Annotated in this window: 19 protein-coding genes and 4 tRNA genes; 2 read left to right on the top strand and 21 right to left on the bottom strand. The window is 59.8% G+C overall.

Going from position 1 to position 26191, the window contains the following annotated elements:
- Positions 1-36: 36 nt before the first annotated feature.
- The 9 genes from GIW48_RS06975 to leuC all read right to left on the bottom strand — a co-directional run bounded on the left by GIW48_RS06975 (position 37) and on the right by leuC (position 11042).
- Positions 37-669: a phosphoribosylanthranilate isomerase gene (locus tag GIW48_RS06975; protein ID WP_186617567.1), complete on the bottom strand. Its 633-nt coding sequence runs from the start codon at positions 667-669 to the stop codon at positions 37-39.
- A 64-nt stretch (positions 670-733) separates the two neighbouring features.
- Positions 734-1558, bottom strand: a complete 825-nt coding sequence (gene truA / locus GIW48_RS06970; RefSeq protein WP_026013815.1) for a tRNA pseudouridine(38-40) synthase TruA — start codon at positions 1556-1558, stop codon at positions 734-736.
- 225 nt (positions 1559-1783) lie between these two features.
- Entirely contained in the window at positions 1784-4351 is a 2568-nt protein-coding gene (locus tag GIW48_RS06965) for a FimV/HubP family polar landmark protein (protein ID WP_236460734.1), read from the bottom strand.
- A gap of 161 nt (positions 4352-4512) precedes the next feature.
- Positions 4513-5523: an aspartate-semialdehyde dehydrogenase gene (locus GIW48_RS06960; RefSeq protein ID WP_236460732.1), complete on the bottom strand. Its 1011-nt coding sequence runs from the start codon at positions 5521-5523 to the stop codon at positions 4513-4515.
- 239 nt (positions 5524-5762) lie between these two features.
- Positions 5763-6875, bottom strand: a complete 1113-nt coding sequence (gene asd, locus GIW48_RS06955) for an aspartate-semialdehyde dehydrogenase (protein ID WP_017138739.1) — start codon at positions 6873-6875, stop codon at positions 5763-5765.
- A gap of 64 nt (positions 6876-6939) precedes the next feature.
- On the bottom strand, positions 6940-8022 hold the full coding sequence (gene leuB / locus GIW48_RS06950; RefSeq protein WP_021491199.1) for a 3-isopropylmalate dehydrogenase: 1083 nt from the start codon (positions 8020-8022) through the stop codon (positions 6940-6942).
- Between the two features lie 53 nt (positions 8023-8075).
- Positions 8076-8840: a class I SAM-dependent methyltransferase gene (locus GIW48_RS06945; protein WP_017138737.1), complete on the bottom strand. Its 765-nt coding sequence runs from the start codon at positions 8838-8840 to the stop codon at positions 8076-8078.
- 128 nt (positions 8841-8968) lie between these two features.
- The gene (gene leuD, locus GIW48_RS06940; RefSeq protein ID WP_003234333.1) at positions 8969-9613 is read right to left on the bottom strand and encodes a 3-isopropylmalate dehydratase small subunit; all 645 of its coding nucleotides are present in this window, start codon (positions 9611-9613) and stop codon (positions 8969-8971) included.
- Positions 9614-9623: 10 nt separating this feature from the next.
- Positions 9624-11042 carry a 3-isopropylmalate dehydratase large subunit gene (gene leuC, locus GIW48_RS06935; protein ID WP_099548310.1) on the bottom strand — a complete coding sequence of 473 codons (1419 nt, stop codon included), beginning with the start codon at positions 11040-11042 and terminating at the stop codon, positions 9624-9626.
- A 140-nt stretch (positions 11043-11182) separates the two neighbouring features.
- Here leuC and GIW48_RS06930 point away from each other — a divergent pair, with 140 nt between their 5' ends.
- Together GIW48_RS06930 and GIW48_RS06925 are read left to right on the top strand one after the other, a co-directional pair.
- Positions 11183-12073, top strand: a complete 891-nt coding sequence (locus GIW48_RS06930; RefSeq protein ID WP_017138736.1) for a LysR family transcriptional regulator — start codon at positions 11183-11185, stop codon at positions 12071-12073.
- Positions 12074-12140: 67 nt separating this feature from the next.
- Positions 12141-15449: an EAL domain-containing protein gene (locus GIW48_RS06925; RefSeq protein WP_017138735.1), complete on the top strand. Its 3309-nt coding sequence runs from the start codon at positions 12141-12143 to the stop codon at positions 15447-15449.
- Here GIW48_RS06925 and GIW48_RS06920 read toward each other — a convergent pair.
- The 12 genes from GIW48_RS06920 to gltX all read right to left on the bottom strand — a co-directional run bounded on the left by GIW48_RS06920 (position 15435) and on the right by gltX (position 26162).
- The gene (locus GIW48_RS06920) at positions 15435-17348 is read right to left on the bottom strand and encodes a hypothetical protein (protein ID WP_236460731.1); all 1914 of its coding nucleotides are present in this window, start codon (positions 17346-17348) and stop codon (positions 15435-15437) included. The genes GIW48_RS06925 and GIW48_RS06920 overlap by 15 nt on opposite strands.
- Before the next feature lie 177 nt (positions 17349-17525).
- Positions 17526-18548, bottom strand: coding sequence for a hypothetical protein (locus GIW48_RS06915; RefSeq protein WP_236460729.1), 1023 nt, complete (start codon positions 18546-18548; stop codon positions 17526-17528).
- An 89-nt stretch (positions 18549-18637) separates the two neighbouring features.
- Entirely contained in the window at positions 18638-20389 is a 1752-nt protein-coding gene (locus tag GIW48_RS06910; RefSeq protein ID WP_236472890.1) for a hypothetical protein, read from the bottom strand.
- A 575-nt stretch (positions 20390-20964) separates the two neighbouring features.
- Positions 20965-21924 carry a tRNA dihydrouridine synthase gene (locus GIW48_RS06905; protein ID WP_236460725.1) on the bottom strand — a complete coding sequence of 320 codons (960 nt, stop codon included), beginning with the start codon at positions 21922-21924 and terminating at the stop codon, positions 20965-20967.
- A 55-nt stretch (positions 21925-21979) separates the two neighbouring features.
- Positions 21980-22414, bottom strand: coding sequence for an acyl-CoA thioesterase (locus GIW48_RS06900; protein ID WP_058419746.1), 435 nt, complete (start codon positions 22412-22414; stop codon positions 21980-21982).
- A gap of 37 nt (positions 22415-22451) precedes the next feature.
- Positions 22452-23285, bottom strand: a complete 834-nt coding sequence (locus GIW48_RS06895) for an alpha/beta hydrolase (RefSeq protein ID WP_017138729.1) — start codon at positions 23283-23285, stop codon at positions 22452-22454.
- Positions 23286-23299: 14 nt separating this feature from the next.
- A complete protein-coding gene (locus GIW48_RS06890) occupies positions 23300-23839 on the bottom strand; it encodes a TetR/AcrR family transcriptional regulator (protein WP_017138728.1) in 540 nt (179 codons plus the stop codon).
- Positions 23840-24022: 183 nt separating this feature from the next.
- Positions 24023-24098 (bottom strand) — tRNA-Glu (locus tag GIW48_RS06885).
- Positions 24099-24177: 79 nt separating this feature from the next.
- Positions 24178-24253 (bottom strand) — tRNA-Ala (locus tag GIW48_RS06880).
- 50 nt (positions 24254-24303) lie between these two features.
- Positions 24304-24379: transfer RNA gene (locus GIW48_RS06875), tRNA-Glu, on the bottom strand.
- Between the two features lie 78 nt (positions 24380-24457).
- Positions 24458-24533: transfer RNA gene (locus GIW48_RS06870), tRNA-Ala, on the bottom strand.
- Positions 24534-24680: 147 nt separating this feature from the next.
- A complete protein-coding gene (gene gltX, locus GIW48_RS06865) occupies positions 24681-26162 on the bottom strand; it encodes a glutamate--tRNA ligase (protein WP_236460724.1) in 1482 nt (493 codons plus the stop codon).
- Positions 26163-26191 lie beyond the last annotated feature (29 nt).

The raw sequence follows: 26191 nt of genomic DNA, 5'->3' as shown, positions 1-26191 counted from the left end.
CAGTGGTAGTTATGGACGGCGGCAGACTGCCAGCCGTCACATCGCGCCACTGCTGTTGCGCACGGCCTGCATGAATGCGCGAATCTTGTGGTGATCCTTGATGCCCTTGCCCTGCTCCACTCCGCCGCTGACGTCCACCGCATAAGGCCGGACCTGCTCGATGGCCGCCGCGACATTCGCGGGATTGAGCCCTCCAGCGAGGATGATCGGCTTGCTCAAGTCTTCGGGAATCAGCGTCCAGTCGAACGCCTCACCCGTGCCGCCGGGCACGCCTTCGACATAGGTATCCAGCAAAATGCCGCGAGCGCCAGTATAGGCGGCGCACGCAGCAGCAATGTCATCTCCGGCCTTGACGCGCAGCGCCTTGATGTACGGGCGCTGGTAGCTTTCGCATTCATCGGGGCTTTCGTCACCGTGAAATTGCAGCATATCCAACGGCACGGCATCCAGGGTTTCGTTGAGTTCGCAACGGCTGGCGTTGACGAACAGCCCCACGGTGGTCACAAATGGCGGCAGCGCAGCGATAATCGCCCGCGCCTGCAACACATTCACCGCGCGCGGGCTCTTGGCATAAAACACGAAACCGATGGCATCCGCCCCCGCTTCGACTGCCGCCAGCGCGTCTTCTATGCGGGTAATCCCGCAAATCTTGCTGCGAACGGCTGGCATGTCGTGGAAACCTCAGGGGTTGGGCCGAGAAAGTCCCGGATGGTAACAAAAGCGCTTGCAGGCGTCAGCCGTCAAGTTCGCTGAAACCTGTGAGGAAATGTGGACCGATAAAGCGCTGCGGCAATTCAAACTCGTCGCGGTACTCCACATCCACCAGGTACAAGCCGAACGGGTGCGCCGTGACACCGCCGGTGCGGCGAACGCGGCTCTCCAGCACTTCCCGCGCCCACTCCACCGGGCGCTCGCCAGTGCCGATGGTCATCAGCACACCGGCAATATTGCGCACCATGTGGTGCAGGAAAGCACCGGCGCGGATATCCAGCACGATCATCTTGCCGTGACGGGTCACGCGCAGGTGATGGACTTCCTTGATCGGCGATTTAGCCTGGCATTGCCCCGCACGGAAGGCGCTGAAATCATGCACGCCGACCAGATGCTGGGCGGCCTCGGCCATACGTTCGGCATCCAGCGGGCGGTGGTTCCAGGTGATTTCTTGATTCAGGTGCGCCGGGCGGATCTGATCGTTGTAGATCACATAGCGGTAGCGCCGGGCAATGGCCTTGAAGCGCGCATGAAAATGCGCAGGCATGACCTTGGCCCAGGTCACGCTGACGTCATGGGGCAAATTGATATTAGCGCCCATCACCCAGGCTTTCAGCGTGCGCTCGGCCTGGGTGTCAAAGTGCACCACCTGGCCACAGGCATGCACACCGGCATCGGTACGCCCGGCACACATCAGCGAGACCGGCGAATCCGCCACCTTCGACAACGCGTTTTCGAGGGTTTCCTGCACAGTCAGCACACCTGAAGCCTGGCGCTGCCAGCCGCGATAGCGCGAACCTTTATATTCCACGCCCAAGGCGATGCGGTTAAAGCCTGCGGCCGCCATTTCGGCAGCCGCGTTATCTATATTTGCCAAGAACTGAGAGCCCGATGAGTTGCGCGAAGGCGGGCATTATAAAGGCGCTGGAGCTATGCGGGGCGCTTTTGTTGTGTGGGAGCTGGCTTGCCTGCGATACAGGCACCTCGGTCTACAGTTGAGACCCGGTTGACGCCATCGCAGGCAAGCCAGCTCCCGCACAAACCAGCTCCCACAGGGGGTTTGTATCAATTGTTAGATTTTGCCGAGCATTTCCTTGGCTTCACCGCGCTGCTCTTCACTGCCCTCGGTCAGCACTTCATTGAGGATGTCCTTTGCGCCATCCGCATCGCCCATGTCGATGTAAGCCTGGGCCAAGTCCAGCTTGGTGGCGACCTCGTCGGTGCCGGAAAGGAAGTCAAACTCCGGCTCATCAGCGCCCAACGCCGCGTCTTCAGCGGTGAAGGAAGGCTCGATCGGCGGATGCTCGAGGCTCGAAGACAGGCGATCGAGTTCTGCGTTGACGTCATCGAGCTCCGAGGCGAATGCATCAGGCTTGGCAACGGCCGGGGCTTGCGGCTCGTCCGCCAGGGACAGGTCGAAGTCCTCCGGCAGGTCAAAATCGTCCAGCGCAGCCGGCTTGAGGGTCGGCGGCTCAACAGCCGGCACGTCCTTCATTTGATCTTCCAGGCCCGACAGGAAGTCGTCATCGGCCTGCGAAGACGGAGCCTCAAGCTGCAAGTCCAGGTCGAAGTCCGACAGGTCATCAGGGCTGGCCTTGGCTTCGGTCTGCTGTTGCAGCACCGACTCAAAGCTCGGCGCGTCTTTCGGGCTGACTACGGTGGGTGACGCCGCTTCCAGGTCATCCAGACTCAGGTCGAAATCGGTGTCGAACGCCTCAGGCTCCGGGGCAGGCGCGGCGGGCTTGTCTTCGAGCAAGTCCTTGACGTATTGAGCATCCAGGGCCGCCGCTGCCACCGCAGCACTGACGCCCGCCGCCAACACGGCCATGGCCGGGAAGCGGTTTTTGAGCTGCTCGACCTGGGCATGGTTTTCACCATTGGCCACCAGTTGACGCTCCTGGGTGACGAAACCGTCCTTGTCGCCTTGCAGGCCATAGACTTCCATCAACTTCAGGCGCAGGTCGCTGCGCTTGGGTTCGCGCTTGATCGCCTGCTCCAGCACATCGGCGGCCTGGTTCAGGTGGCCACGGTCGATATGGGATTGCGCTTGCGCCAGTGCATCACTGGAGTTTTCCGGGGCGACGGCGACGGCCAATGGCGCCAGCACGGAGGCGACCGATGGCACCACCACAGGCTCAGCAACCGCCGCCGGCGCTGGAGCAGCAGCCAATTTAACGTTCGGCGCTGCCACCTCAAGGCCTTCGAAGCTGTCCGCAGGCAGATCGTGATCCACATTTGGCGTAAATGCCGGTTCTTCGGCCAGCGCGCGTGCCATGCGCAGGTGCTTTTCCTCTTCGAGGCGCGCATTGCGATGGCGCGCCCACAGCAGCAGAAGCAACAACACCAGCAAGCCAGCCGCGCCACCGATTACACCAAGGACGATCGGATTGGTCAGCAGCTCGTTGAACTTGCCTTCGTTGGTGGCAGGCGTGTCCTGCGCCTTGATTGGCTCAGGCGCGGGTGCTGCGGCAACGGGCGCCGCCTCAGCCGGTGCTGGCGTGGCCGCAGGTTCAGCCGCCAATTGAGCCGGCATCGCCGCTGTCGCCTGTGCCGCTGGCTCAGGGTTGCCGGCCTGCAACCTGGCGAGTTGATCGTTTTTCAGTTGAATCAGTTTTTGCAGCTTGTCCAGCTGGCTTTGCAGGTCGGCCGCACGGCTTTTGAGCTCTTCATTGTCGCGACGGGTGGTGTCCAGCTGCTCCTGGGTCATCGCCAGTTTATCGCTCACCGCTCGGCTATCACCGGCCTTGCCCTTTGCGCCTTTTTTGGCCGACTCCGCCGAGACCAGGCTCAAGTTGTCCTTGGCCGTGGTGCTCGACGGCGCATTGCCCGCCTGGGTGCGCTTGGTCGCGTCCAGCTGTTGCTTGCCCGCCACCGGGTTACTGGCTGCGCGACGACCTGCGCGCCAGGCAGCATTTTGCGCAGTCACTTCGGCAATCGCCTCGGGCTGCGGCAAGCTGGTGGCTTGCTGGCGGTCCGGCAGGCGCAGGACCTGGCCGGTTTTCAGGCGATTGATGTTGCCGTCGACAAAGGCATCAGGATTAAGCGCCTGGATGGCCAGCATGGTTTGCTGCACCGACGCACCGTTGCGATTCTTTTCGGCAATTTCCCACAAGGTGTCGTGAGAGGTCGTGGTGTGTTGAGCGGATTTGCTGGCGGTCTTCGCCGGGCTGGCGGCCGCAGTGCTGGCCGGTGCGCTCAAGCGCGGCGCGGGCGCGTTGGCGGTCGGCGCCGGCTGCTCGAACTTGGCCGGGTCGAGCAACACACTGTAGTCGCGCATCAGGCGGCCATTGGGCCACTGCACCTGCAGCAGGAAACGTACGTAGGAATCGGGCAGCGGCTTGCTGGAGGTGACGCGCACCACACTGCGGCCGCTGGGGTTGACCACCGGGGTAAACGTCAGGTCATTGAGAAACGCCTGGCGGTCAACGCCTGCATCGACAAACGCCTGGTCGGAGGCCAGGCTCGGGGTGATCTCGGCAGCCGTGAGGCCGCCCACGTCGAGCAATTCGATTTCCACCGACAACGGCTGGTTCAGCTTCGATTTGAGGGTCATCTCCCCAAGTTGCAGCGCCTGCGCCATACCGGAGGACAGCGCCGAGGCGGCCGCTATTGCTAACACCAGTTTGCGAACTTGAACCATAGCCTCATCCTTTGTCTGAACACTCCCCGGCCTGCGAGAAGGTTGGTAACCGCTGCCATAAGGCATGGCGAGCCGATAGGTTACCGACGCGCTTCTTTACCGCTTGGGGCCAAGCATAGCGCCTGGCTAGAATCAATCTACAAATTGCCGCCAAGTATCTTTTACACAAGGCCTTTTATCAACAACTGCGCCAGCTGTACGGCGTTGAGTGCCGCGCCCTTGCGTACGTTATCTGACGTCAGCCACAGATTTAGTTCCGCCGGGTCATCCACACCTGCACGCACACGGCCGACGTAGACCACATCCTGGCCGACCGCATCGCCCACAGCCGTGGGGTAATAGCCCTCTTCAACCAGTTCGATGCCAGGCGCCGCTTCCAATGCACGGTTCACCGCTGCCAGATCGACCGGCGCGCCCAATTGCAACGACACCGTCAGGCTATCGCCAAAAAACACCGGGGCTTGAACGCAGGTTGCAGAAATCTTCAGCAATGGAGTTTCCAGCACCGCGCGCAGTTCGTGTACGAGACGTTTCTCCAGGGCTGTATGACCTTTCGCATCTGGCGTGCCGACTTGTGCCAAAAGGTTGAAGGCCATTTGCCGATCAAAGAACTTGGGCTCCAGCGGGCGCACGTTCAACAGTTCGGCGGTCTGTCGTGCCAGCTCGCTGACGGCTTCACGGCCCTGGGCGGATACCGCCAGGTTGGCGGTGACGCTGACACGCTGGATCTCCAACAATTCACGCAACGGCGCCAGCACCACGGCCAGGTTGGTCGCCGATGGGCTTGGGCTGCTCAGCTGGAAGGGCTTTTTCAAACTGTCCAGTACATGGGCATTGGCTTCTGGCACCACGTGAGGCGCCTGTTCAGCAGGCAAGGCGCCAGACAGGTCGATCACCGCGCAACCGGCAGCGGTGGCGCGCGGGGCAAAGCTCAAGGTAACGGCCGGGCCGGCCGCAAAGAAGGCAAACTGCGCTTTTTTGAAATCGAACTCATCGACTTCCTTGACCCGCACGTTCTTGCCGCGAAACGGCACGGAGGCGCCGGCCGAATTGCTGCCGGCCAGCAGATAGAGGGTGCCCACCGGAAAATCCAGTTCTTCGAGAATCTGCACCAGGGTTTCACCGACGGTGCCAGTGGCGCCGATCACGGCGATTTCAAAGGTCTGGGTCATGGAGGCTGCCTCGGGCATTGCGGGGGGAGCGGCACTTTACCGGGTGGCTCGGGGTGAGGCAATTAAGCTGGCCTTTGTGGTGAGGCTGATGGCCTCATCGCAGGCAAGCCAGCTCCCACCCTTGAATGTGTTTACAAAACACAATGTGGGAGCTGGCTTGCCTGCGATGGCGGCCTCAAGGGCAACAAAAAACCCGCGCCTGTCACCAGTACGCGGGTTTCTCTTACGGCTTCAAGCGATCAACGCTCAAGCAAGATCCGCAGCATGCGACGCAGCGGCTCGGCAGCGCCCCACAGCAGTTGGTCGCCGACCGTGAACGCGCCGAGGAACTGGCTGCCCATGTTCAGCTTGCGCAGACGGCCCACCGGTACATTCAGGGTGCCGGTGACCTTGGTCGGGCTCAGCTCCTGCATGCTGATGTCGCGGTTGTTCGGCACCAGCTTGACCCACGGGTTGTGCTGGCTGATCAACCCTTCGATATCGGCGATCGGCACGTCTTTGTTCAGCTTGATGGTCAGCGCCTGGCTGTGGCAGCGCATGGCGCCGATGCGCACGCAGATGCCGTCGACCGGGATCGGGCTCTTGAAGCGACCCAAAATCTTGTTGGTCTCGGCCTGGGCCTTCCACTCTTCGCGGCTCTGGCCGTTTGGCAGTTCCTTGTCGATCCACGGGATCAGGCTGCCGGCCAATGGCACACCGAAGTTCTCGGTCGGGTAAGCGTCGCTGCGCATGGCTTCGGCCACGCGGCGGTCGATGTCGAGGATCGCGCTGGCAGGGTCGGCCAGTTGATCGGCAACAGCGGCGTGGGTCGCGCCCATCTGCTTGATCAGTTCACGCATGTTCTGCGCACCGGCGCCGGACGCCGCCTGATAAGTCATGGCGCTCATCCACTCAACCAGGCCGGCTTCGAACAAGCCGCCCAGGCCCATCAGCATCAGGCTGACGGTGCAATTGCCGCCGACGTAGTTCTTGGTGCCGGCATCCAGTTGCTGGTCGATGACCTTGCGGTTCACCGGGTCGAGGATGATCACCGCGTCGTCCTGCATGCGCAGGCTGGAGGCGGCGTCGATCCAGTAACCCTGCCAGCCGGCTTCGCGCAGCTTGGGGAAGACTTCGCTGGTGTAGTCGCCACCCTGGCAGGTCAGGATCACATCGAGGGTTTTCAGCTCTTCAATGCTGTAGGCGTCCTTGAGCGGGGCGATATCCTTGCCCACGGACGGCCCTTGGCCACCTACGTTCGAAGTGGTGAAAAACACCGGCTCAATAAGATCGAAATCCTGCTCTTCCAGCATCCGCTGCATGAGCACGGAACCGACCATACCGCGCCAACCGATCAGACCTACACGTTTCATCGCAACTACACCTTGTTAAAAAGTGGGCCGCCTTGCAGCAACAACTGCAAGCGGGCCGGAGAGATTACAGATTCCGCAGCGCGGCGACTACTGCGTCGCCCATTTCTTGCGTGCCGACTTTGGTGCAACCCTGTGACCAAATGTCACCGGTGCGCAAACCTTGATCCAGCACCAGGCTTACGGCCTTCTCGATGGCATCCGCCGCTTCGCTCAGGTTGAAGCTGTAACGCAGCATCATCGAGACCGACAAAATCGTCGCCAGCGGGTTGGCAATGCCCTGGCCCGCGATGTCCGGCGCCGAACCGTGGCAAGGCTCGTACATGCCCTTGTTGTTGGTGTCCAGGGACGCCGACGGCAGCATGCCGATGGAGCCGGTGAGCATCGAGGCCTGGTCCGACAGGATGTCGCCAAACAGGTTATCGGTGACGATCACGTCAAACTGCTTGGGCGCACGCACCAGTTGCATGGCAGCGTTGTCGACGTACATGTGGCTCAGCTCGACGTCCGGGTAGTCCTTGGCGACTTCCTCGACGATTTCGCGCCACAGTTGGCTGGAGGCCAGTACGTTGGCTTTATCGACCGAGCAGACCTTTTTGCCGCGCACACGGGCCATGTCGAAACCGACACGGGCGATACGGCGGATTTCACTCTCGCTGTACGGCAGCGTGTCGTAGGCCTGGCGTTCGCCATTCTCCAACTCGCGCACGCCGCGTGGCGAGCCAAAATAGATACCGCCGGTCAGTTCACGCACGATCAGGATATCCAGGCCCGCGACCACTTCCGGTTTGAGGCTCGACGCGTCGGCCAACTGCGGGTAGAGGATGGCCGGGCGCAGGTTGCCGAACAGGCCCAGTTGCGCGCGGATTTTCAGCAGGCCGCGCTCAGGGCGGATGTCACGCTCGATCTTGTCCCATTTCGGGCCACCCACGGCGCCGAGCAGCACGGCATCGGCCGCACGGGCGCGGTCCAGGGTTTCGTCAGCCAGCGGCACGCCGTGCTTGTCGATGGCCGCGCCGCCGATCACGTCGTGGCTCAGCTCAAAGCCCAGGCTGTACTTGCTGTTGGCGAGTTCCAGGACCTTGACCGCTTCGGCCATGATTTCCGGACCAATACCGTCGCCAGGGAGAATCAGAATCTGCTTGCTCATGCGTTCCTCATTTCATCAAGCGACCCGCCCGTGGGCAGGTCGGGAAAAATCAATCAGCGTTCAGCGAAAACCACCAGCACGTCGGTGCTGAAGGTGCCGTCGGCTTGAATCTCGTAGTAATCGCGCACTTCCTGGCCCATTGCCTGTTGCAGCGCAAGGATCGCCGCGCGCAATACCTCTGGCGTGCGCATGCGCTCGACCCACGAGGTGTATTCCAGGCGCAGGCGTTGACGGCTGCTGGTGCGCACATGCAAGCCGGATTCGCTGAGCTGTTGCATCCATTCGGCGGCGCAATAATCGCGTACGTGGCTGGTGTCACGCAGCACTTCGACGGTTTGCAGGTAAGTGTCCAACAGTGGGCTGCCCGGTGACAAGACGTCGACGAAGGCTGCCACGCCACCGGGCTTGAGCACCCGGCGCACTTCGCGCAGCGCCAGGCCCAGGTCGCTCCAGTGGTGGGCCGAGTAGCGGCTGAACACGAAGTCGAACTCGCCGTCGGCGAATGGCAGGCGCTCGGCGGCGCCGTGTACGGTGCGGATGTTGGCCAGGTTGCGGTCTATAGCAGCTGCGGCAACCACGTCGAGCATCTGTTGGGACAGGTCGTAGGCCACGACCTCGTTGACCAGTGGCGCCACCTGGAAACTCACATGCCCCGCACCGCAGCCCAAATCCAGCAGGCGCGCAGCGCCCTGCCCGGCCAATTCGGCCTGGAGCAGCGCGAATTCGGTGCCTTGGGCGTGCACGGCACTGCTCAGGTAGGCGGAGGCTTGCTCGCCGAATTGTTTTTGCACGACTTGGGTGTGGGCGGTGGTGGTCATGGTGGCTTTCCTTGGGTGTTGGGGTGGTTGTACGGGCGCTATCGCAGGCAAGCCAGCTCCCACAGTGGAATGCATTCCAGGGTGGGAGTCGGGCTTGCCCGCGATGGGGCCCGCACGGTTACCGCCAATCAGGCATCGCGAAACAGCCAGGGCTGGCTCGCCCGGTGTTTGGCTTCAAACGCAGCAATCGCATCGCCGTCCTGCAGGGTCAGGCCGATATCATCCAGGCCATTGATCAGGCAATGCTTGCGGAATGCATCCACCTCAAAGTGATACACCTTGCCGTCCGGGCGGGTCACGGTCTGCGCGGCCAGGTCAACGGTCAGTTGGTAGCCCACATCAGCTTCCACCTGCTTGAACAACTCATCCACTTCGGCATCGCTCAAGATGATCGGCAGCAAGCCGTTCTTGAAGCTGTTGTTGAAGAAGATGTCGGCGTAGCTTGGCGCGATGATGCTGCGAAAGCCATATTCTTCCAGCGCCCACGGCGCGTGTTCACGGCTGGAGCCGCAACCGAAGTTTTCCCGCGCCAGTAATACGCTGGCGCCTTGGTAGCGCTCGGCGTTGAGTACGAAGTCTTTGTTCAGCGGGCGCTTGGAGTTGTCCTGGTAGGCGTAGCCCACGTCCAGGTAGCGCCACTCGTCGAACAGGTTAGGGCCGAAACCGGTGCGCTTGATCGACTTCAAGAACTGCTTGGGGATGATCTGGTCGGTGTCGACGTTGGCGCGATCCAAAGGGGCGACAAGGCCGGTGTGTTGGGTAAAAGCTCTCATCGGGTACTCCTCAGATCAATTCGCGAACGTCGATGAAACGACCGTTGACGGCAGCCGCAGCGGCCATGGCCGGGCTGACCAGGTGAGTACGCCCGCCGGCGCCCTGACGCCCTTCGAAGTTTCGGTTGGAAGTGGACGCGCAATGCTCGCCCGATTCCAAACGGTCCGGGTTCATCGCCAGGCACATCGAGCAGCCCGGCTCACGCCATTCAAAACCGGCTTCGAGGAAGATCTTGTCCAGGCCTTCGGCTTCAGCTTGAGCCTTCACCAGGCCCGAACCCGGCACCACGATGGCTTGCTTGATGGTCGAAGCCACTTTGCGGCCCTTGGCGATCACCGCCGCAGCGCGCAGGTCTTCGATCCGCGAGTTGGTGCAGGAACCGATAAACACGCGATCCAACTGAATGTCGGTAATCGCCTGGTTGGCTTGCAAGCCCATGTATTTCAGGGCGCGCTCGATGGAACCGCGCTTGACCAAGTCGGTTTCTTTAGCCGGGTCTGGCACGTTCTGGTCAACCGCCAGGACCATTTCCGGCGAGGTGCCCCAGCTCACTTGCGGCTTGATCTGGGCAGCGTCGAGCTCGACCACGGTGTCGAACACCGCGTCGGTGTCGGAGACCAGGTCTTTCCAGGCCTCAACGGCGGCATCCCAATCGGCGCCCGCCGGTGCGAATGGGCGACCTTTGACGTATTCAACGGTTTTTTCGTCCGCCGCCACCATGCCCACGCGGGCACCGGCTTCGATGGACATGTTGCAGATGGTCATGCGGCCTTCGATGGACAGGTCGCGAATCGCGCTGCCGGCGAATTCGATGGCGTGGCCGTTACCGCCGGCGGTGCCAATCTTGCCGATCACGGCCAGCACGATGTCTTTGGCGGTCACGCCGAACGGCAATTTGCCTTCGACTTTCACCAACATATTTTTCATCTTCTTGGCGACCAGGCACTGGGTGGCGAACACATGTTCCACCTCGGAGGTGCCGATGCCGTGCGCCAGGGCGCCGAACGCGCCGTGGGTGGACGTGTGGGAGTCGCCGCAGACCACGGTCATGCCCGGCAAGGTGGCGCCCTGCTCCGGGCCGATCACGTGGACGATGCCTTGACGCACATCATTCATCTTGAATTCGGTGATGCCATATTCGTCGCAGTAGTCGTCGAGGGTCTGCACCTGAAGGCGCGACACGGTGTCGACGATGGCGTCGATCCCGCCCTTGCGTTCCGGGGTGGTCGGCACGTTGTGGTCCGGGGTGGCGATGATCGAGTCGACGCGCCAAGGCTTGCGCCCGGCCAGTCGCAGGCCTTCGAACGCTTGGGGCGAGGTCACTTCATGGATGATGTGACGGTCGATATAGATCAGCGACGAGCCATCGTCGCGCCGTTTCACTTCATGGGAATCCCAAAGCTTGTCGTAAAGCGTTTTGCCGGCCATCAGTCGGTCCTCATCACAGGTGCATCTATACGCCGGGCTTTTCAATAACCCTTTGGCTTGTGAGGCTGATGGTATGGCGCTACATTAAATAACTCAAATTCATATTTTTTATGCTTTGGATTACCAACTGGAATACCACCATGGACCTGGCCAACCTCAACGCCTTTATCGCTATCGCCGAGACCGGCAGCTTTTCCGGCGCCGGTGATCGCCTGCACCTGACCCAGCCTGCGATCAGCAAACGCATCGCCGGGCTGGAACAACAATTAAAGGTGCGCCTGTTCGATCGCCTGGGCCGTGAAGTCGGCCTGACCGAAGCCGGGCGCGCCCTGCTGCCACGCGCTTATCAGATTTTGAATGTGCTGGACGATACACGCCGGGCGCTCACCAACCTGACCGGCGAAGTCAGCGGCCGGCTGACATTGGCCACCAGCCATCACATCGGCCTGCACCGCCTGCCGCCCATTCTGCGCACCTTTACCCGGCAATATCCCAATGTGGCACTGGATATTCAGTTCCTTGATTCGGAAGTGGCCTACGAAGAAATCCTCCATGGCCGTGCCGAAGTGGCGGTCATCACCCTGGCACCTGAACCGCACAACCTGGTGCGCGCCACGCCGGTGTGGGACGACCCGCTGGACTTCGTGGTGGCACCGGAACACAGCTTGACCGGCAACGGTATGGTCAGCCTCGCCGACATTGCCAAACACCCGGCGGTCTTTCCCGGCGGCAACACCTTTACCCACCATATCGTCAGACGGCTGTTCGAGGCCCAGGGCCTCACGCCCAACATCGCCATGAGCACCAACTACCTGGAAACCATCAAGATGATGGTCTCCATCGGCCTGGCCTGGAGCGTTTTGCCGCGCACCATGCTCGATGATCAGGTGGCAAGTATCGCTTTGCCGGGCATACAGCTCAGTCGCCAGCTAGGCTATATCGTGCACACCGAAAGGACGCTGTCGAACGCTGCGCGGGCTTTCATGAGCCTATTGGATGCACAGGTCGATCTGCCAGGGATACCGGCATGAAGCTGTGCGGCCCATAAAGCCTGAATAATCCCGCGCCGAACGCCCATTGAGCCAAGGCCCATTGATAATGCGCAACCCCGTCGATTCCGTACCGCCCCTGCCGCGCATTTACGCCTTGGACCCTCAAGAGGCGGAACAAAGCTGGGAAAGTGCTCCACAATTGCTGGCGGCCCTCAATGCTGCCCGCCTTGGCGCGTGGTGCTGGGAGATCGATACGGGCAGGATCAGCTGGTCACGCGGCACCCAGGCGTTGTTTGGCTACGACCCTCGGCAACCCTTGCCCAAAGACCTCGACTACCTGGACCTGCTGGCGCCGCAGGACCGCGCCCGGGTGGTGCGCGCGTTCCATGCGGTGCTGGCGGGCGAGCCGTTCGAGCAGGCCATGCACCACCACATCCAATGGCCGGATGGCAGCCATCACTGGCTGGAAATCAACGGCAGCCTGGCGCCGGACAAAACCGGCCGGCGCCGCATGATCGGGGTAATTCGCGAAACCACTCGCCAGCGCGAGCGCGAACACGCCCTCATGCAATCGGAAAAACGCTTCGCCACGCTGTTTCACCTGTGCCCCAACATGGTGTTGCTCACCCGCCAGTCCGACGGCCGCATCAGCGAAGCCAACCAGTACTTCGAGATTCACTTTGGCTGGCCCGTGGCCGAAGCCATCGGCCGCACCACCCTGGAGCTGGGCCTGTGGCGCCACCCCGAGGAGCGCGCGCTGCTGGTCAAGGCCACCCAGCGCAAGGGCGAGCCGATCACCATGGACGTGCAGTTCTGCGCCAGCAACGGCCAGATTCACGATGGCACCCTCAGCGCGCAAAAGGTCGAGCTTGAGGGCGAGGCTTACCTGATCAGCACCTTTCTTGACACCACCGACCGCAAGAACGCCGAGCAGGCCCTCAAGGACAGCCAGGAGCGCCTCGACCTGGCCCTGGATTCGGCGCAACTGGGCACCTGGGACTGGCATATCCCCACCGGCATGCTCTACGGCTCGGCCCGCGCTGCCCAGTTGCACGGCCTGCCGCCCGAACCGTTCCACGAAGCCTTCGATGCGTTTTTTGAAGGCATGTCCGATGCCGACCGCGAGGGCATGCGCAACGCCTACCGCAGCCTGCGCGAAGGCCCGGACGGCAACTATCAGTTGACCTACCGCGTAGAAATGGAAGATGGCAGCCCGCGCTACTTGGAAAGCCGTGCACGCCTGTATCGCGATGACGCCGGCAAGCCGCTGCGCATGGCCGGCACCTTGCTCGATATCACCGACCAGGTTGAACGCGAACAACGCCTGACCGCCTCCGAAGAAAAATTCGCCAGCCTGTTCCAGGCCAGCCCCGACCCGATCTGCGTAACCTGCCTGGACAGCGGCGTGTTTATCGAGATCAACCCGGCCTTTACCCAGACCTTCGGCTGGACCGCTGCCGACGTCATCGGCAACAGCGCCGAGCAGATCGGCCTGTGGGACGATTCGAGCCAGCGCCTGCAACGCATTGAGCAGGTGATTCGCGAACAATCGTTGAGCAATGTGGCCCTGGTGGTGCATCACCAGAACGGCCACAGCCTGACCTGCGTGATTTCCAGCCGGTTGATCAAGGTCGGTGACCAACCCTGCATTGTCACGACGTTGCGCGATATCACCCAGCAACAGCGCTCGGAAGCCGCGCTCAAGGCCAGTGAAGAGAAGTTCGCCAAGGCCTTTCACTCCAGCCCTGACGCGATTTCCATTACCGAGCGCGACACCGGCCGTTATGTCGAGGTCAACGACGGCTTCTGCCGCCTGACCGGCTACCGCGCCGAAGAAGCCATCGGCCTCACGCTCTACCAGATCGGCATCTGGGCCGATGAAAACCAGCGCGCGGCATTGTTGGCCGAACTGCAGATCAAGGGCCGCATTCATCACCTGGAAATGCTCTGGCACAACAAGCGCGGTGAAGTGTTGGCGGTGGAAGTCTCGGTCGAACCCATCACCCTCAATGAAACCCCGTGCCTGCTGTTGACTGCACGGGATGTGAGCCTGTTGAAAAACGCCCAGGCGCAGATTCGTCACCTGGCCTACCACGACCCTCTGACCAACCTGCCCAACCGCGCGCTGCTGATGGACCGTCTCAGTCAGCAGATCGCCCTACTCAAACGCCATAACCTGCGCGGCGCGTTATTGTTCCTCGACCTTGACCACTTCAAGCACATCAATGATTCCCTCGGTCACCCGGTGGGCGACACCGTGCTGAAAATAGTCACTGCACGGCTGGAAGCCAGCGTGCGCCTGGAAGACACCGTGGCGCGCCTGGGCGGCGATGAATTCGTGGTGTTGCTCAGTGGCCTGGAAGGCACACGTACAGCGGTCAGCGGCCAAGTACAAGTATTGGCCGACACGCTGCGCGAACTGCTGTCGGAGCCGATGTTCCTGGATGGCCACCGCTTGCAGGTCACACCGAGCATCGGCGTGGCGCTTATACCCGATCATGGCTCCACACCGGCCGACCTGCTCAAGCGCGCCGATATTGCGCTGTATCGCGCCAAGGACTCGGGGCGCAACACCACGCAAATGTTCCACAACAGCATGCAGAAAACCGCCAGTGAGCGTCTGCGCATGGAGACCGACCTGCGCCTGGCGCTGTCACGCGGTGAGTTCAGCGTGCATTACCAACCCCAGGTGGATGCACGCGGCAACAAAATTGTCGGCGCCGAGGCGCTGGTGCGCTGGCAGCACCCACAATTGGGCGCGCAGTCACCCACCGAATTTATCAAGGTACTAGAAGACAGCGGCCTGATCCTGGAGGTCGGCACCTGGATTCTCGATGAGGCCTGCGGCGCCTTTGCGCAGCTGATTGCCGAGGGCCTGGTAGACCCGCTAAATTTCAGCCTGTGCGTGAATATCAGCCCCCGGCAGTTTCGCCAGAACGACTTTGTGGAGCGGGTAGAACACAGCCTCAAACAGCATCATCTGCCCTGCAGCCTGTTAAAGCTGGAGATCACCGAAGGCATCGTCATCCAGAACCTGGACGACACCGTGGCCAAGATGCGCCGCCTGAAAAAGCTCGGCGTGAGCTTTGCCATGGATGACTTCGGCACCGGCTATTCGTCGCTGACTTATCTCAAACGCCTGCCGGTGGATGCGCTGAAGATCGACCAGTCCTTCGTGCGCGATGCCACCCATGACCCCAACGACGCGGAAATCATCCGCGCCATCGTGGCCATGGCCCGCAGCCTCAACCTTGATGTAATTGCCGAGGGCGTGGAAACGCCGGAGCAACTGGCGTTCCTGCAAAAGCTGGGGTGCCATTTGTTCCAAGGGTATTTGCACAGCCGGCCGTTGCCGATCAAGGCGTTCAGGCAGTTACTGGTCCAACCGCCCTCACCCGGTCTACACCAGTTTTAACGCGTGAGCGCCTTTCTCCCAGTCCGAACCGGCCAATTTTATTGTTGACCCATAAAAATCGATAATTCCGTCAAAAACGCCTACGGAGTGGCCATGATTGGCAAGAGTGCCCGCAACGCCACTGGCCAATTCCTCGGCAGTGCTGCCACGCGTGAAGGCATACAAGCCAAGGCGCCGAAGTGCTTCGCCAGGGGTTTCTCTATCATTGAGCGTCCCCATGGCGGCCTCAAAACTCGCTTCAGCCCGAAACTCGTGATTTTCCATTTGCGCGCGCTTTGCGCTCACCGCGAACATGAAAATCGCATCGTGCAAAAGACCTTTATCTTCACCGAAGAAGTGCGAACCTTTTTGCGCTTTTTTCAACTCATCGTGGGTCAGGTGTACCGTGCATGAGTCACGCATGGTCACGGTATAACCCTCGGGTGTCTCGGTAATGCGTTTATAAATGCCCTGGGGATTTTGACCGTACTTCATCATCGCGGCCTTGATCGCAGAGACGGTGACGCAGTTGAGTTCTGAACCTTGATAGAACCCACTCCAGATATTGTCAGGCTTGACGCCCACCTGACGACTGGAGAGGTTTGAAATGTTCCCGCCCGGTTGCGCCGACGAAGTGCTCGGCGGCTGCATGGCGAGCATATAGCCATAGTCTTTGACAACAGGCTGTTGTTTTCCCGACGAGTATTTGATGCCATCCAGTACAAACTCACCAGCGTAACTATCCACGACGGCAACGGCGCCTTTTTTCAACATTTTTTCGGGTTCGACAATGCGCAGGAAACCGATCATCCCCATCCCTTTTAATGCCCGGTACACCGTATCATTAAGCATGACCGCGGATAACGCGCGCTCGAAGCTCCCCTGTTTATCAGGGTCCGTACTGGACAGTTGCACACGTTTTACATAGGCCGCCAAGATGAAATTGGCATCCATCACAATACCGCCGTCACCGCCGGTAAACCGCGAGACCCCGGCAGTGCGACTCCATTCTTCTTTGGACAGATGTAAAGAAAAACCGTCCTTCATGGTGATGTCATAGCCCTCTGCGGCCGCCACGACCTTGTCGAACACATCCTGCGGACTTTGACCAAACCTCATCATCATCATTTTGATCACTGACGCATGCCGACGGGTATCGCCCTCACCGAACCGTCGTTCAGCGACGTCAAAACTTCTTACCATATCGACAGGTTTCTGCCCCTTTGCTCGAACAGGGATGTCGGGAGACAAATCGCTCATTGGCGGCACGCCGGGGTCGGAGGGGCTCTGAGGCTGAGCGCTGGCACTCAAACCAGAGGCATTACCCTGCACCTCAACGGACGTATTGTGATTAACCAGCACGTAGACATAGGGACGCTCGACAGGTCGCTGGCCCCCATATTCATGGCTCACGCCCCCATAGACCAGGGCACCGCCAAATGTATGGGTTTGCATGACGCCGACCCCGCTGCCTGCCAACTGCGCCGACGGTACTTGGCGTAAAAAACCGGCCATGCCCAGGCCCTTGAGCACATTATAAGTCGTCTCACCACGCAACGAATTTGATAATGCACTCTTAAACCCCTGATTATTACCTGCCTGAACGCCCATTAGTTGTTTACGTTTAACAAACACAGCCAATGCAAAGTTCGCATCACTGATCGCCGCCGGGTCATGTCCAACAATTCTTGAGCCGGCGGCTGTTTGCCGTAACTCGAGATCGGACACGTGAACTTTGTTGCCATCTCTAAGCGTGACCTCATACCCCTGCTCGGCACGTTTGACCTTCGTAAACAAGTCCGAAGGGCGTTGACCAAAAGTAACCATCATCATTTTGATAACCGCTAAGTGAGCACTGGCGTCATAGTCCTCACCAAAGCGTCTTTGAGGGGCATTGAATGCGTTGACAACGTCCAGCAATTTAACGTCTGTGGAGTGTGAGATCGGCCCTGTAAAAGGCAGGGAATGTACGGGTGTTGAACGAGTAGAGAGGTTAAGCCTGGCTACGTCCACAAAAATGACTCCTGCAGTCTGTCAATCAATACACGTTGAGAAGAAGAGTTAAATCAATGAGTTGCGATAAGTAGAAAGTTACGGTCAACGCTTATCTTTTATTACCTGATCATTCGCGCCCAGCGAGGCCAGGCCTTGACAGCAAGGAGTGCGCTTGAGTGCCACAGCCTCCCCTCGCCGAGGCTCAGCCCCGGGCCGCCCCCAAATCTCTTCAAGGCCATTGATGACTGCTACCGAGTGCCCCCGCCGATTACTCACGCCCACGTGACCTTCGGCAAGCTCACGCACGCTGACGTTTTTCATATAGTGAATTAGCCCTAACCGCAGGAAGCCCTCGCCAGGCTTTTCCTCATCCTCACCATCATTCAAACTCTCCACACCCGCGTCAAAGCTCTCACCCGCCGTTGTGTCGTTGTTCTCCTCATGTGCACGCTTGGCACTGACGGCAAACAAAAAGTGCGCATCCTTGAGCATGCCTTTATCGGGGCCGATGAACTGCGAAGCGCGCGAGGCGACTGCCAACTCTCGGTCGGTCAATGTGAGCGTGTAATTGTCGCGCATCGTTACCCGATAACCACCGTCCAGCCGCCTGACTTCGCGGTAGATGTCTGTCGGGCTTTGACCGAATGTGTGCATGGCAGCCTTGATCGTCGCTACCGTGGCACAGTTACCGCCTGGCCCCTGACGGAACCCACTCCAAATATTCAAAGGCTTTGCGCCATTACGCTTATCGGACAAACCCGGGATATCGCCTCCATGCGCCTGCGCAGGCGCGCAAGTCAGCACGAGCGCCGAGTCAGCTGGCGCGGCACGCCTCACCGCCTGGGGATTCACTTGGGGTTGTGGGGGCACATCGGGAAAGACCTTAGCCTTTGGCTGCGAGGGACCACTGGCCAATTGCGCTAAAAATGCGGCAACCCTGTCCACCAGGCTTTGAGCCCTTTGTTGCCCAGGCCTATCACTGGGCACCGGCACCGAGCTCCAGCGCGAACCGGCATGTCTTGGCGCGTAAAAGGACGCGCGCTCATTGGGTGCGCCATGCAAATCCATGCTTGGCAGCTGACGCACATCTGGGTAAGCACTGTTATCAATTCGGTAATACACCATGACTTGCTCCACGTTTTCAAACGTTTCCCCGAACCTTGGGCCCGAGGAAACGCGGCGTTATCGGCGAAGTAAAAACACCCTGGCGGGTGTCAGTTCCTTAGCCGGGAGCGGCTGGAGAAGTCTTGGTTCCAGCGATCACTTTCATTTTCAGCAGGGCCTGGGCTGGTTACACCACGCTTGGTCTGGGTGCTTACCTCCAAGGTCGCCTCGCGCGTGCCAGAGGTTTCAGACTCCGCGACTTCATCACGGCTACGGCGCAGACCGGTAAGGTGATCGGAATCGTGCTCACCGTTCTTGCCGTGCATATCATCGGTCTTGGCCGTCTCGACATGACTGTCCTTGGCCTCAGTAACGAGCTTTGCGTCCTTGCCGTCAGTCTTGGCCGACTCGACATGACTGTCCGTGGCCTCAGTGACGAGCTTTGCGTCCTTGCCATCGGTCTTGGCCGTCTCGACATGACTGTCCTTGGCCTCAGTAACGAGCTTTGCGTCCTTGCCATCGGTCTTGGCCGTCTCGACATGACTGTCCGTGGCCTCAGTGACGAGCTTTGCGTCCTTGCCGTCAGTCTTGGCCGTCTCGACATGACTGTCCTTGGCCTCAGTAACGAGCTTTGCGTCCTTGCCATCGGTCTTGGCCGTCTCGACATGACTGTCCTTGGCCTCAGTGACGAGCTCACTGTTCTGGCCCTCAGTGATGACTGACTTTACGTGCCCTTCCACACTATCAGTCAGTACTGGCTTTTCAGGCGGCAAAGGCGCGTTAGTCTTGGACGTCACACCGGCGACGGCTCGCGAGGCCTTGCCGGCGTCACCCGAGGTCTCAGGGCAGTGGCAGTGGTTGACATTAACTTCCACTTTGATCTGTGGGTTTGCTTCCGTTATCACATTAATGCCGGGTTCACGTGCCTGAGGTAAAACACGGAGCCCGGGGGCACGCGTTTCTGCTTGATGCGAATCCTCACTCGACTTCTTTTTCAGTTGGTTCGCAACATCCGATATAACCTTGGACAACACACCGACTGGCAGCCGCTCTTTGGTTTGAACGCCTGCAACGTGTACGTCCTTGTGCTGCGAACTTTCTTCCAGCGTGCGCTTCGTTTGAGTTTCTACAGCCGTGGCGTTCTTAAGCGGCTGGCCTGTTTGCAATGTCGTTTTGGTTTGGGCGCCTGCAACGGCTGCGTCCTTTTGCTGCGCGCCTTCTTCCAGTTTGCTTTTCGATTGAGTTTCTACAGCCGCAGTGTTCTTAAGCAACTGGCCTGTTTGCGTTGTCGCTTTGGTTTGGGCGCCTGCAACGGCTGCGTCCTTCTGCTGCGCGCCTTCTTCCAGTTTGCTTTTCGATTGAGTTTCTACAGCCGCAGTGTTCTTAAGCAACTGGCCTGTTTGCGTTGTCGTTTTGGTTTGGTCGCCTGCAACGGCTGCGTCCTTTTGCTGCGCGCCATCTTCCAGTTTGCTTTTCGATTGAGTCTCGGAAGTGGAACCCTTCACCTGCGATTTAGTGTACGCCGTCGCAACGATCTGAACGCCTGGGTCCTGTTTGGCGAGGACCGTGCTATTGGTTTGAGGCAATCGATTAGCGATTTCAGCTCTGCCCGAAAACATCTCACGCATGGCACTGATAAGTTGATCAAACATATCAAACAGTTTCGTGAGCACGCCGGCATTATTCAACCCGTCACGCTGCAGCGTTGCGGAAAATTCAGTTTTAGGGGCGGAAGGAGTATGCCCAAAACCAGCCCCGGACATGCTTAGCGTCGTGCCGACATCGGGACGTTTTGACGGTTTCGAGTCAAGGGGCAACGCATCATTTTTGATAAAGGGCGAGTTATTGATCGAAAAAGACATTAACAATTTCCTAATTAAGCGCAGCCTTGGCAATTAAACACCTAGAACAGCGACAGTTGTTTTAAGTGCTGCAAGCAACCGCGTTGCTTCACAGTCCCCACTTTTGTGGAGCGCGAGATTATTGAGTTCCAGAAATCGCGCTTCATATAAGGAAACCAAATCAACCTTTAGGACTTTTCCCCGTAGCTATTCACAAAAAACCAAGACGTCGCTCGCCCCTACCCGCATGACGACGGACACATGCACTTATAAACTGCCAAGACTGCAATTAAGAGAAATAATTAGCCGACCAGTAAAATGACACCGCATGCTATACCGCACTCAGCGAAACACTTTTCGCAACACCTATTGCGCGAATAAAAAAACACTAACTTTCCAGAACAGCCCTGTAGTAACTACTGAACGCTGGCCGATAGCGCCTGTTACTTTCCAGCACTAAAAAAGCTTCAACCGGCAAAAAAAAACGCCAACTTTCAAGCCAGGTGAGCCGCCTCGGTAATACCTTTAAATGCAAAAATGCTCCGTATCTTTCAATACAGAGCATTTTTGCAACAAAGGCGGCGGTGGTCACTTCACTACGTCGGGTCAGGATGCTTCATACCCAATAAGCGGCTGACCTGCTCCAGCCCGGTTTCGCGGCGCAGCGCGGTAAACAACTCGACTGCCTCGGGGTAGTTGCGCGTGAGCATCGCCAGCCACTGCTTCAAACGGCCCGGCGCCTGCTTTTCGGTCAGTTGCGCCACCGATTGGCGCCAGAACTCCTGGAGCATCGGCTGCATGTCTGCCCACGTCATCTCTACCACCTCTTCGCCTGCCTTCGCCGCCACAATCTGCCGCGCCAGGTCTGGGCGGGCCACCAGGCCACGGCCAAGCATGATGTCTTCGGCGCCGCTGACTTCGCGGCAACGCTTCCAGTCTTCGACGCTCCAGATATCGCCATTGGCAAACACCGGCACCTTGACCACGTCTTGCACCCGCGGAATCCACTCCCAATGGGCCGGCGGCTTGTAGCCATCGGTCTTGGTGCGCGCATGCACCACGATGTGCGCCGCGCCGCCTTCGGCCAGTGCCGTGGCGCATACCAACGCACCGTCGGGGCTGTCGAAGCCCAGGCGCATTTTCGCAGTGACCGGGATATGCGCCGGCACGGCGCGGCGCACGTGCTCGACGATCTGGTTGAGCAGCTCGGGCTCCTTGAGCAATACCGCACCGCCACGGGATTTGTTGACGGTCTTGGCCGGGCAGCCGAAGTTCAGGTCGATCACCTCGGAACCCAATTCGCACGCCAACGCAGCGTTTTCCGCCAGGCACACCGGGTCCGAGCCCAACAACTGCACGCGCAACGGCACGCCCGCTGCGGTGTGGGCACCGTGCAGCAGTTCGGGGGCGAGCTTGTGGAAATAGGCCGGGGTGAGCAGGCGGTCGTTGACGCGAATGAACTCGGTCACGCACCAGTCAATACCGCCCACGCGGGTCAACACGTCCCGCAGGATGTTGTCGACCAACCCCTCCATGGGCGCCAAAGCAATTTGCATGGGAAACACTCAACAAAAATCGTGGCGCAGTTTACTGGGTTTCCCGCAGGAATCGTTAACCCCCTGTCAGGGCCGGGCCATAACCGTCGAGAAACTCGGCAGGCATGCGCTTGGGTTTGCCGCTGGACAGCTCGATGCAAACAAAGGTGGTTTGCGCACGCAGCAGGGTCGCACCATCGCTGGGGCGTACCAACTGGAAGCGCCGAGTCATCTTCAGCCGCTGGTCCCAGTCAACGATCCAGGTAGCCAGTTGCAACTCGTCACCTTCGTAGCCGGCCGCCAGGTAGTCGATCTCATGACGCACCACGGCCATGGCGCGGTCCAGCCGGCGATACGCGGTAAGGTCCAGCCCCAGACGCTGGGAGTGACGCCACGCACAACGCTCCAGCCAGGACACGTACACCGCATTATTGGCGTGCCCAAGGCCATCGATGTCTTCAGCGGCGACCTGCAGGTCGATGATAAACGGCGCTGCCAGATCCCAGCCCATGCCTTGCTCCAGTCGATGAATGTCGCCGGGCAGTGTATCAGGCGGTTTGCCGCTCCTGTAAACGACTGCCGGCCAACAAGGCCAACACACCCTCGATCACCCGTGGATCGGCCAGCACCCGCTGATGACCGCCCTGCTCCAGGCGCAGCAGGCGGCTGTCGAACCAAGCCTCATGAATGGCTTGCGAGGCTTTGACCGGGACGAACGTGTCGTCTTCAGCGTGCACGATCAACCCCGGCAGGTTCATCTGGTAGTGGGCCACATCCAGGTGCTTGAGCGGCATTCCGAAAGTCTGTTCGACCTCCTGGATAAACGCCGAGCGCGCACGCGGCGGCAAGCCCACCATGCGGGTAAAGCCACGCAGCACATCCAGGAAGCGCGAGGGCGCGGCAATGCTCACCAGCGCTTCAGTGCGCAACCCCAATTGCACCGCCAGCATCGCACTGGCTCCGCCCATGGAATGCCCGACCACCGCATGCAGCGGCGGCAACTCAGCGGCAGCATCGAGCATGGCGCGGGCAAACAGCAACACATGCGCTTCACGCCCCGGCGAGCGACCATGGGCCGGGCCATCCAGGGCTATTACCGAATAACCATTGTCCACCAACGCGGTGATCAAGCTGGCGAACTGCGTGGGGCGCCCTTCCCAACCGTGCATCAGCAATACTGCTGGGCCTTGGCCCCAGCACAACGCTGACAAGCCGAAACGCAAGGTGATGCGCTCCGATTGCGCCAGCAGCGGCAGCTCCCAATCTCGCGGCGGCAAGTTGCGCGGTGTCATGAAGGTGCGGCGCAATTTGCTGGCCACCGTTCGCGGTGCCAAACGGCCAACGGTGCCATGGAAACCACGAATCCAGGTTAATGCGCCCATCATGCGACTCCTCTTTAACGCACTGCCGACTTGGCGGCGCGCAACACGCGGTCGGACAATTCACCCGGGCCAAGCGCACGAGCCAGCGCCAGGCCGCCGATCATCAAGGCCATGTCGGCCAGGGCCTTGTCGGTGTCTTCGGGGCTGGCGGCCAACTGGGCGGCCATCAATTCGGTGTGCTCGTTGAGCGCCAGGCGGAACTCGTCCGGCAGGCGGCTCATCTCGCCCACGGTGGCGGGGATCGGGCAGGCGTGGTCGGTGGAGTCGCGGTGCTTGCGCGACAGGTAGAACGCCGCCACCAGGCTTCTGCGCTCCTCACCGGTCAGTTGCGCGTCCATGTCGTCGATCGACGCACGCCGCCGAGCCAGCAACTGGGTGAAGGCCTCCAGCATCAGCGCGTCCTTGCTTTCAAAGTGCGCGTAGAAACCGCCGACCGTGAGCCCGGCTGCGCCCATGACTTCGCCGACACTCGGCTCAGCCGGGCCGCGCTGGATCAACGCCGCGCTGGCAGCCTGCAAAATGCGTTCGCGGGTTTGCGCTTTTTTATCGCTCATCAGTGCCTCCGTCTCTCATGGGTTGAATATTATTACCATAATAATATTTAGCAAGCGACAGGCATGACCGCTGGTCAGGACAGAATAAGGGGCACTGAGGAGAGAATTGGCCAAACGCCAGACAAACAAAAGGGCCATTCAATAATTGAATGACCCTTAAAAATCCCGCAGAGCGGGTAATCGTGGCGTCCCCTAGGGGACTCGAACCCCTGTTACCGCCGTGAAAGGGCGGTGTCCTAGGCCACTAGACGAAGGGGACACAAACCTTCTATACACTGATCAGTGCTGAGAACTGATCGATTCAAGGACGGTGTGGCCAGAACCTTGAACCTGTAAATTGGTGGAGCTAAACGGGATCGAACCGTTGACCTCTTGCATGCCATGCAAGCGCTCTCCCAGCTGAGCTATAGCCCCGGATTTTTCGTCTCGCGACGCAGCAGACCTTTCGAGCTGCTTGTTGAAACTGGCGTCCCCTAGGGGACTCGAACCCCTGTTACCGCCGTGAAAGGGCGGTGTCCTAGGCCACTAGACGAAGGGGACAAAACCTTCTGTACAACCGATCAGAGCTGAGTTCTGATCAATTCAAGGACGGTGTGGCCAGACCTTGAACCTGTAAATTGGTGGAGCTAAACGGGATCGAACCGTTGACCTCTTGCATGCCATGCAAGCGCTCTCCCAGCTGAGCTATAGCCCCTCATCGGTGAGGACGGGGCGAATCTTAATGGCGGTTTGGAAGTGTGTCAAATTTATTTTCAACAATTTCCAAACTTTTTTGCCGGGATAACAATCACTTACCGGCGAAACCCCGGAAAACCGGGGTTTCGTCGTAACAACAGCCTGCTTAAGCGATAGCGCCCAGCAGCTTTTCCCACTCTTTGTTTTCTTTCTTCGACACACCCCCAAGCAAATCAAGGGCTTGGCGCAGACGGAAACGCGTAAGGTCCGGGCCGAGAATTTCCATCGCATCGAGCACCGACACCGAACTGGCCTGCCCGGTGATCGCGGCAAACATCAGCGGCATGGCATCGCGCAATTTCAATTCCAACGATTCCACCACTGCCTGGATTGTCGCGGTGATCGCCTCTTTCTCCCACTGACGCAGGCTTTCGAGCTTCCACAGGATCAACTGCATCAACTGGCGAACCTGATCACCGGAGAGCTTCTTGGACTCAAACAGCTTGGCGTCCGGGTTCACGCCACCGGCGAAGAAGAAGCTGGCCAGCGGTGCGACCTGGCTGAACGTCTCTACCCTGCCCTGCACCAGCGGCGCGATCTTCATCATGTACTCGGGGTTGAGCGCCCACTGCTGCACGCGGCTGGCGAACTCGTCCACCGGCAAATCACGCAGCCATTGGCCATTGAGCCACGACAGCTTCTCGATGTCGAAGATCGGCCCGCCAAGGGACACGCGGGACAAATCAAAGTTATCGACCATTTCCTGCAGCGAGAACTTCTCGCGCTCGTCCGGCATCGACCAGCCCATGCGGCCCAGGTAGTTGAGCATCGCCTCAGGCATAAAGCCCATGCGCTCGTAGAACGTCACCGACGTCGGGTTCTTGCGCTTGGACAGCTTGCTCTTGTCCGGGTTACGCAGCAGCGGCATGTAGCACAGCTGCGGTTGCTCCCAACCGAAGTACTCGTACAGCAGAATCAGTTTAGGCGCCGAGGGCAGCCATTCTTCGCCGCGCAGCACGTGGGTGATGCCCATCAGGTGGTCGTCGACCACGTTGGCCAGGAAGTACGTCGGCAGGCCGTCGGTCTTCATCAGCACTTGCATGTCCATGCGGTCCCACGGGATCTCGACGTCACCGCGCAGCATGTCCGGCACCACGCACACGCCTTCGCTCGGCACTTTCATGCGGATCACATGCGGCTCGCCGGCGGCCAGGCGCCGGGCCACTTCTTCCTTGGACAGCAGCAGCGCGCGGCCGTCGTAACGCGGGGTTTCACCACGGGCCTGTTGCTCGGCACGCATCTGGTCGAGTTCTTCGGCGGTGCAGAAGCACGGGAAGGCGTGGCCCATGTCGACCAGTTGCTGGGTGTACTGCTTGTAGATGTCGCTGCGCTCGCTCTGACGATACGGGCCGTGCGGGCCGCCGACGTCCGGGCCTTCAGCCCAGGTAATGCCCAACCAGCGCAAGGCATCGAAAATCTGCTGCTCCGACTCACGGGTGGAGCGCACCTGGTCGGTGTCTTCGATCCGCAGGATGAATTCACCGCCGTGCTGCTTGGCAAAGCAGTAGTTGAACAGGGCGATGTAGGCAGTACCGACGTGGGGATCCCCAGTAGGCGATGGCGCAATGCGCGTGCGGACGGTGGTCATGGCAGGTCTCGAATGGGCGATAAAACTGA

It is taken from the genome of Pseudomonas sp. PA-6-3C (assembly GCF_021605825.1).
GTDB classification, from domain to species: domain Bacteria; phylum Pseudomonadota; class Gammaproteobacteria; order Pseudomonadales; family Pseudomonadaceae; genus Aquipseudomonas; species Aquipseudomonas edaphica.
This window is presented reverse-complemented; position numbering and strand designations above follow the sequence as displayed.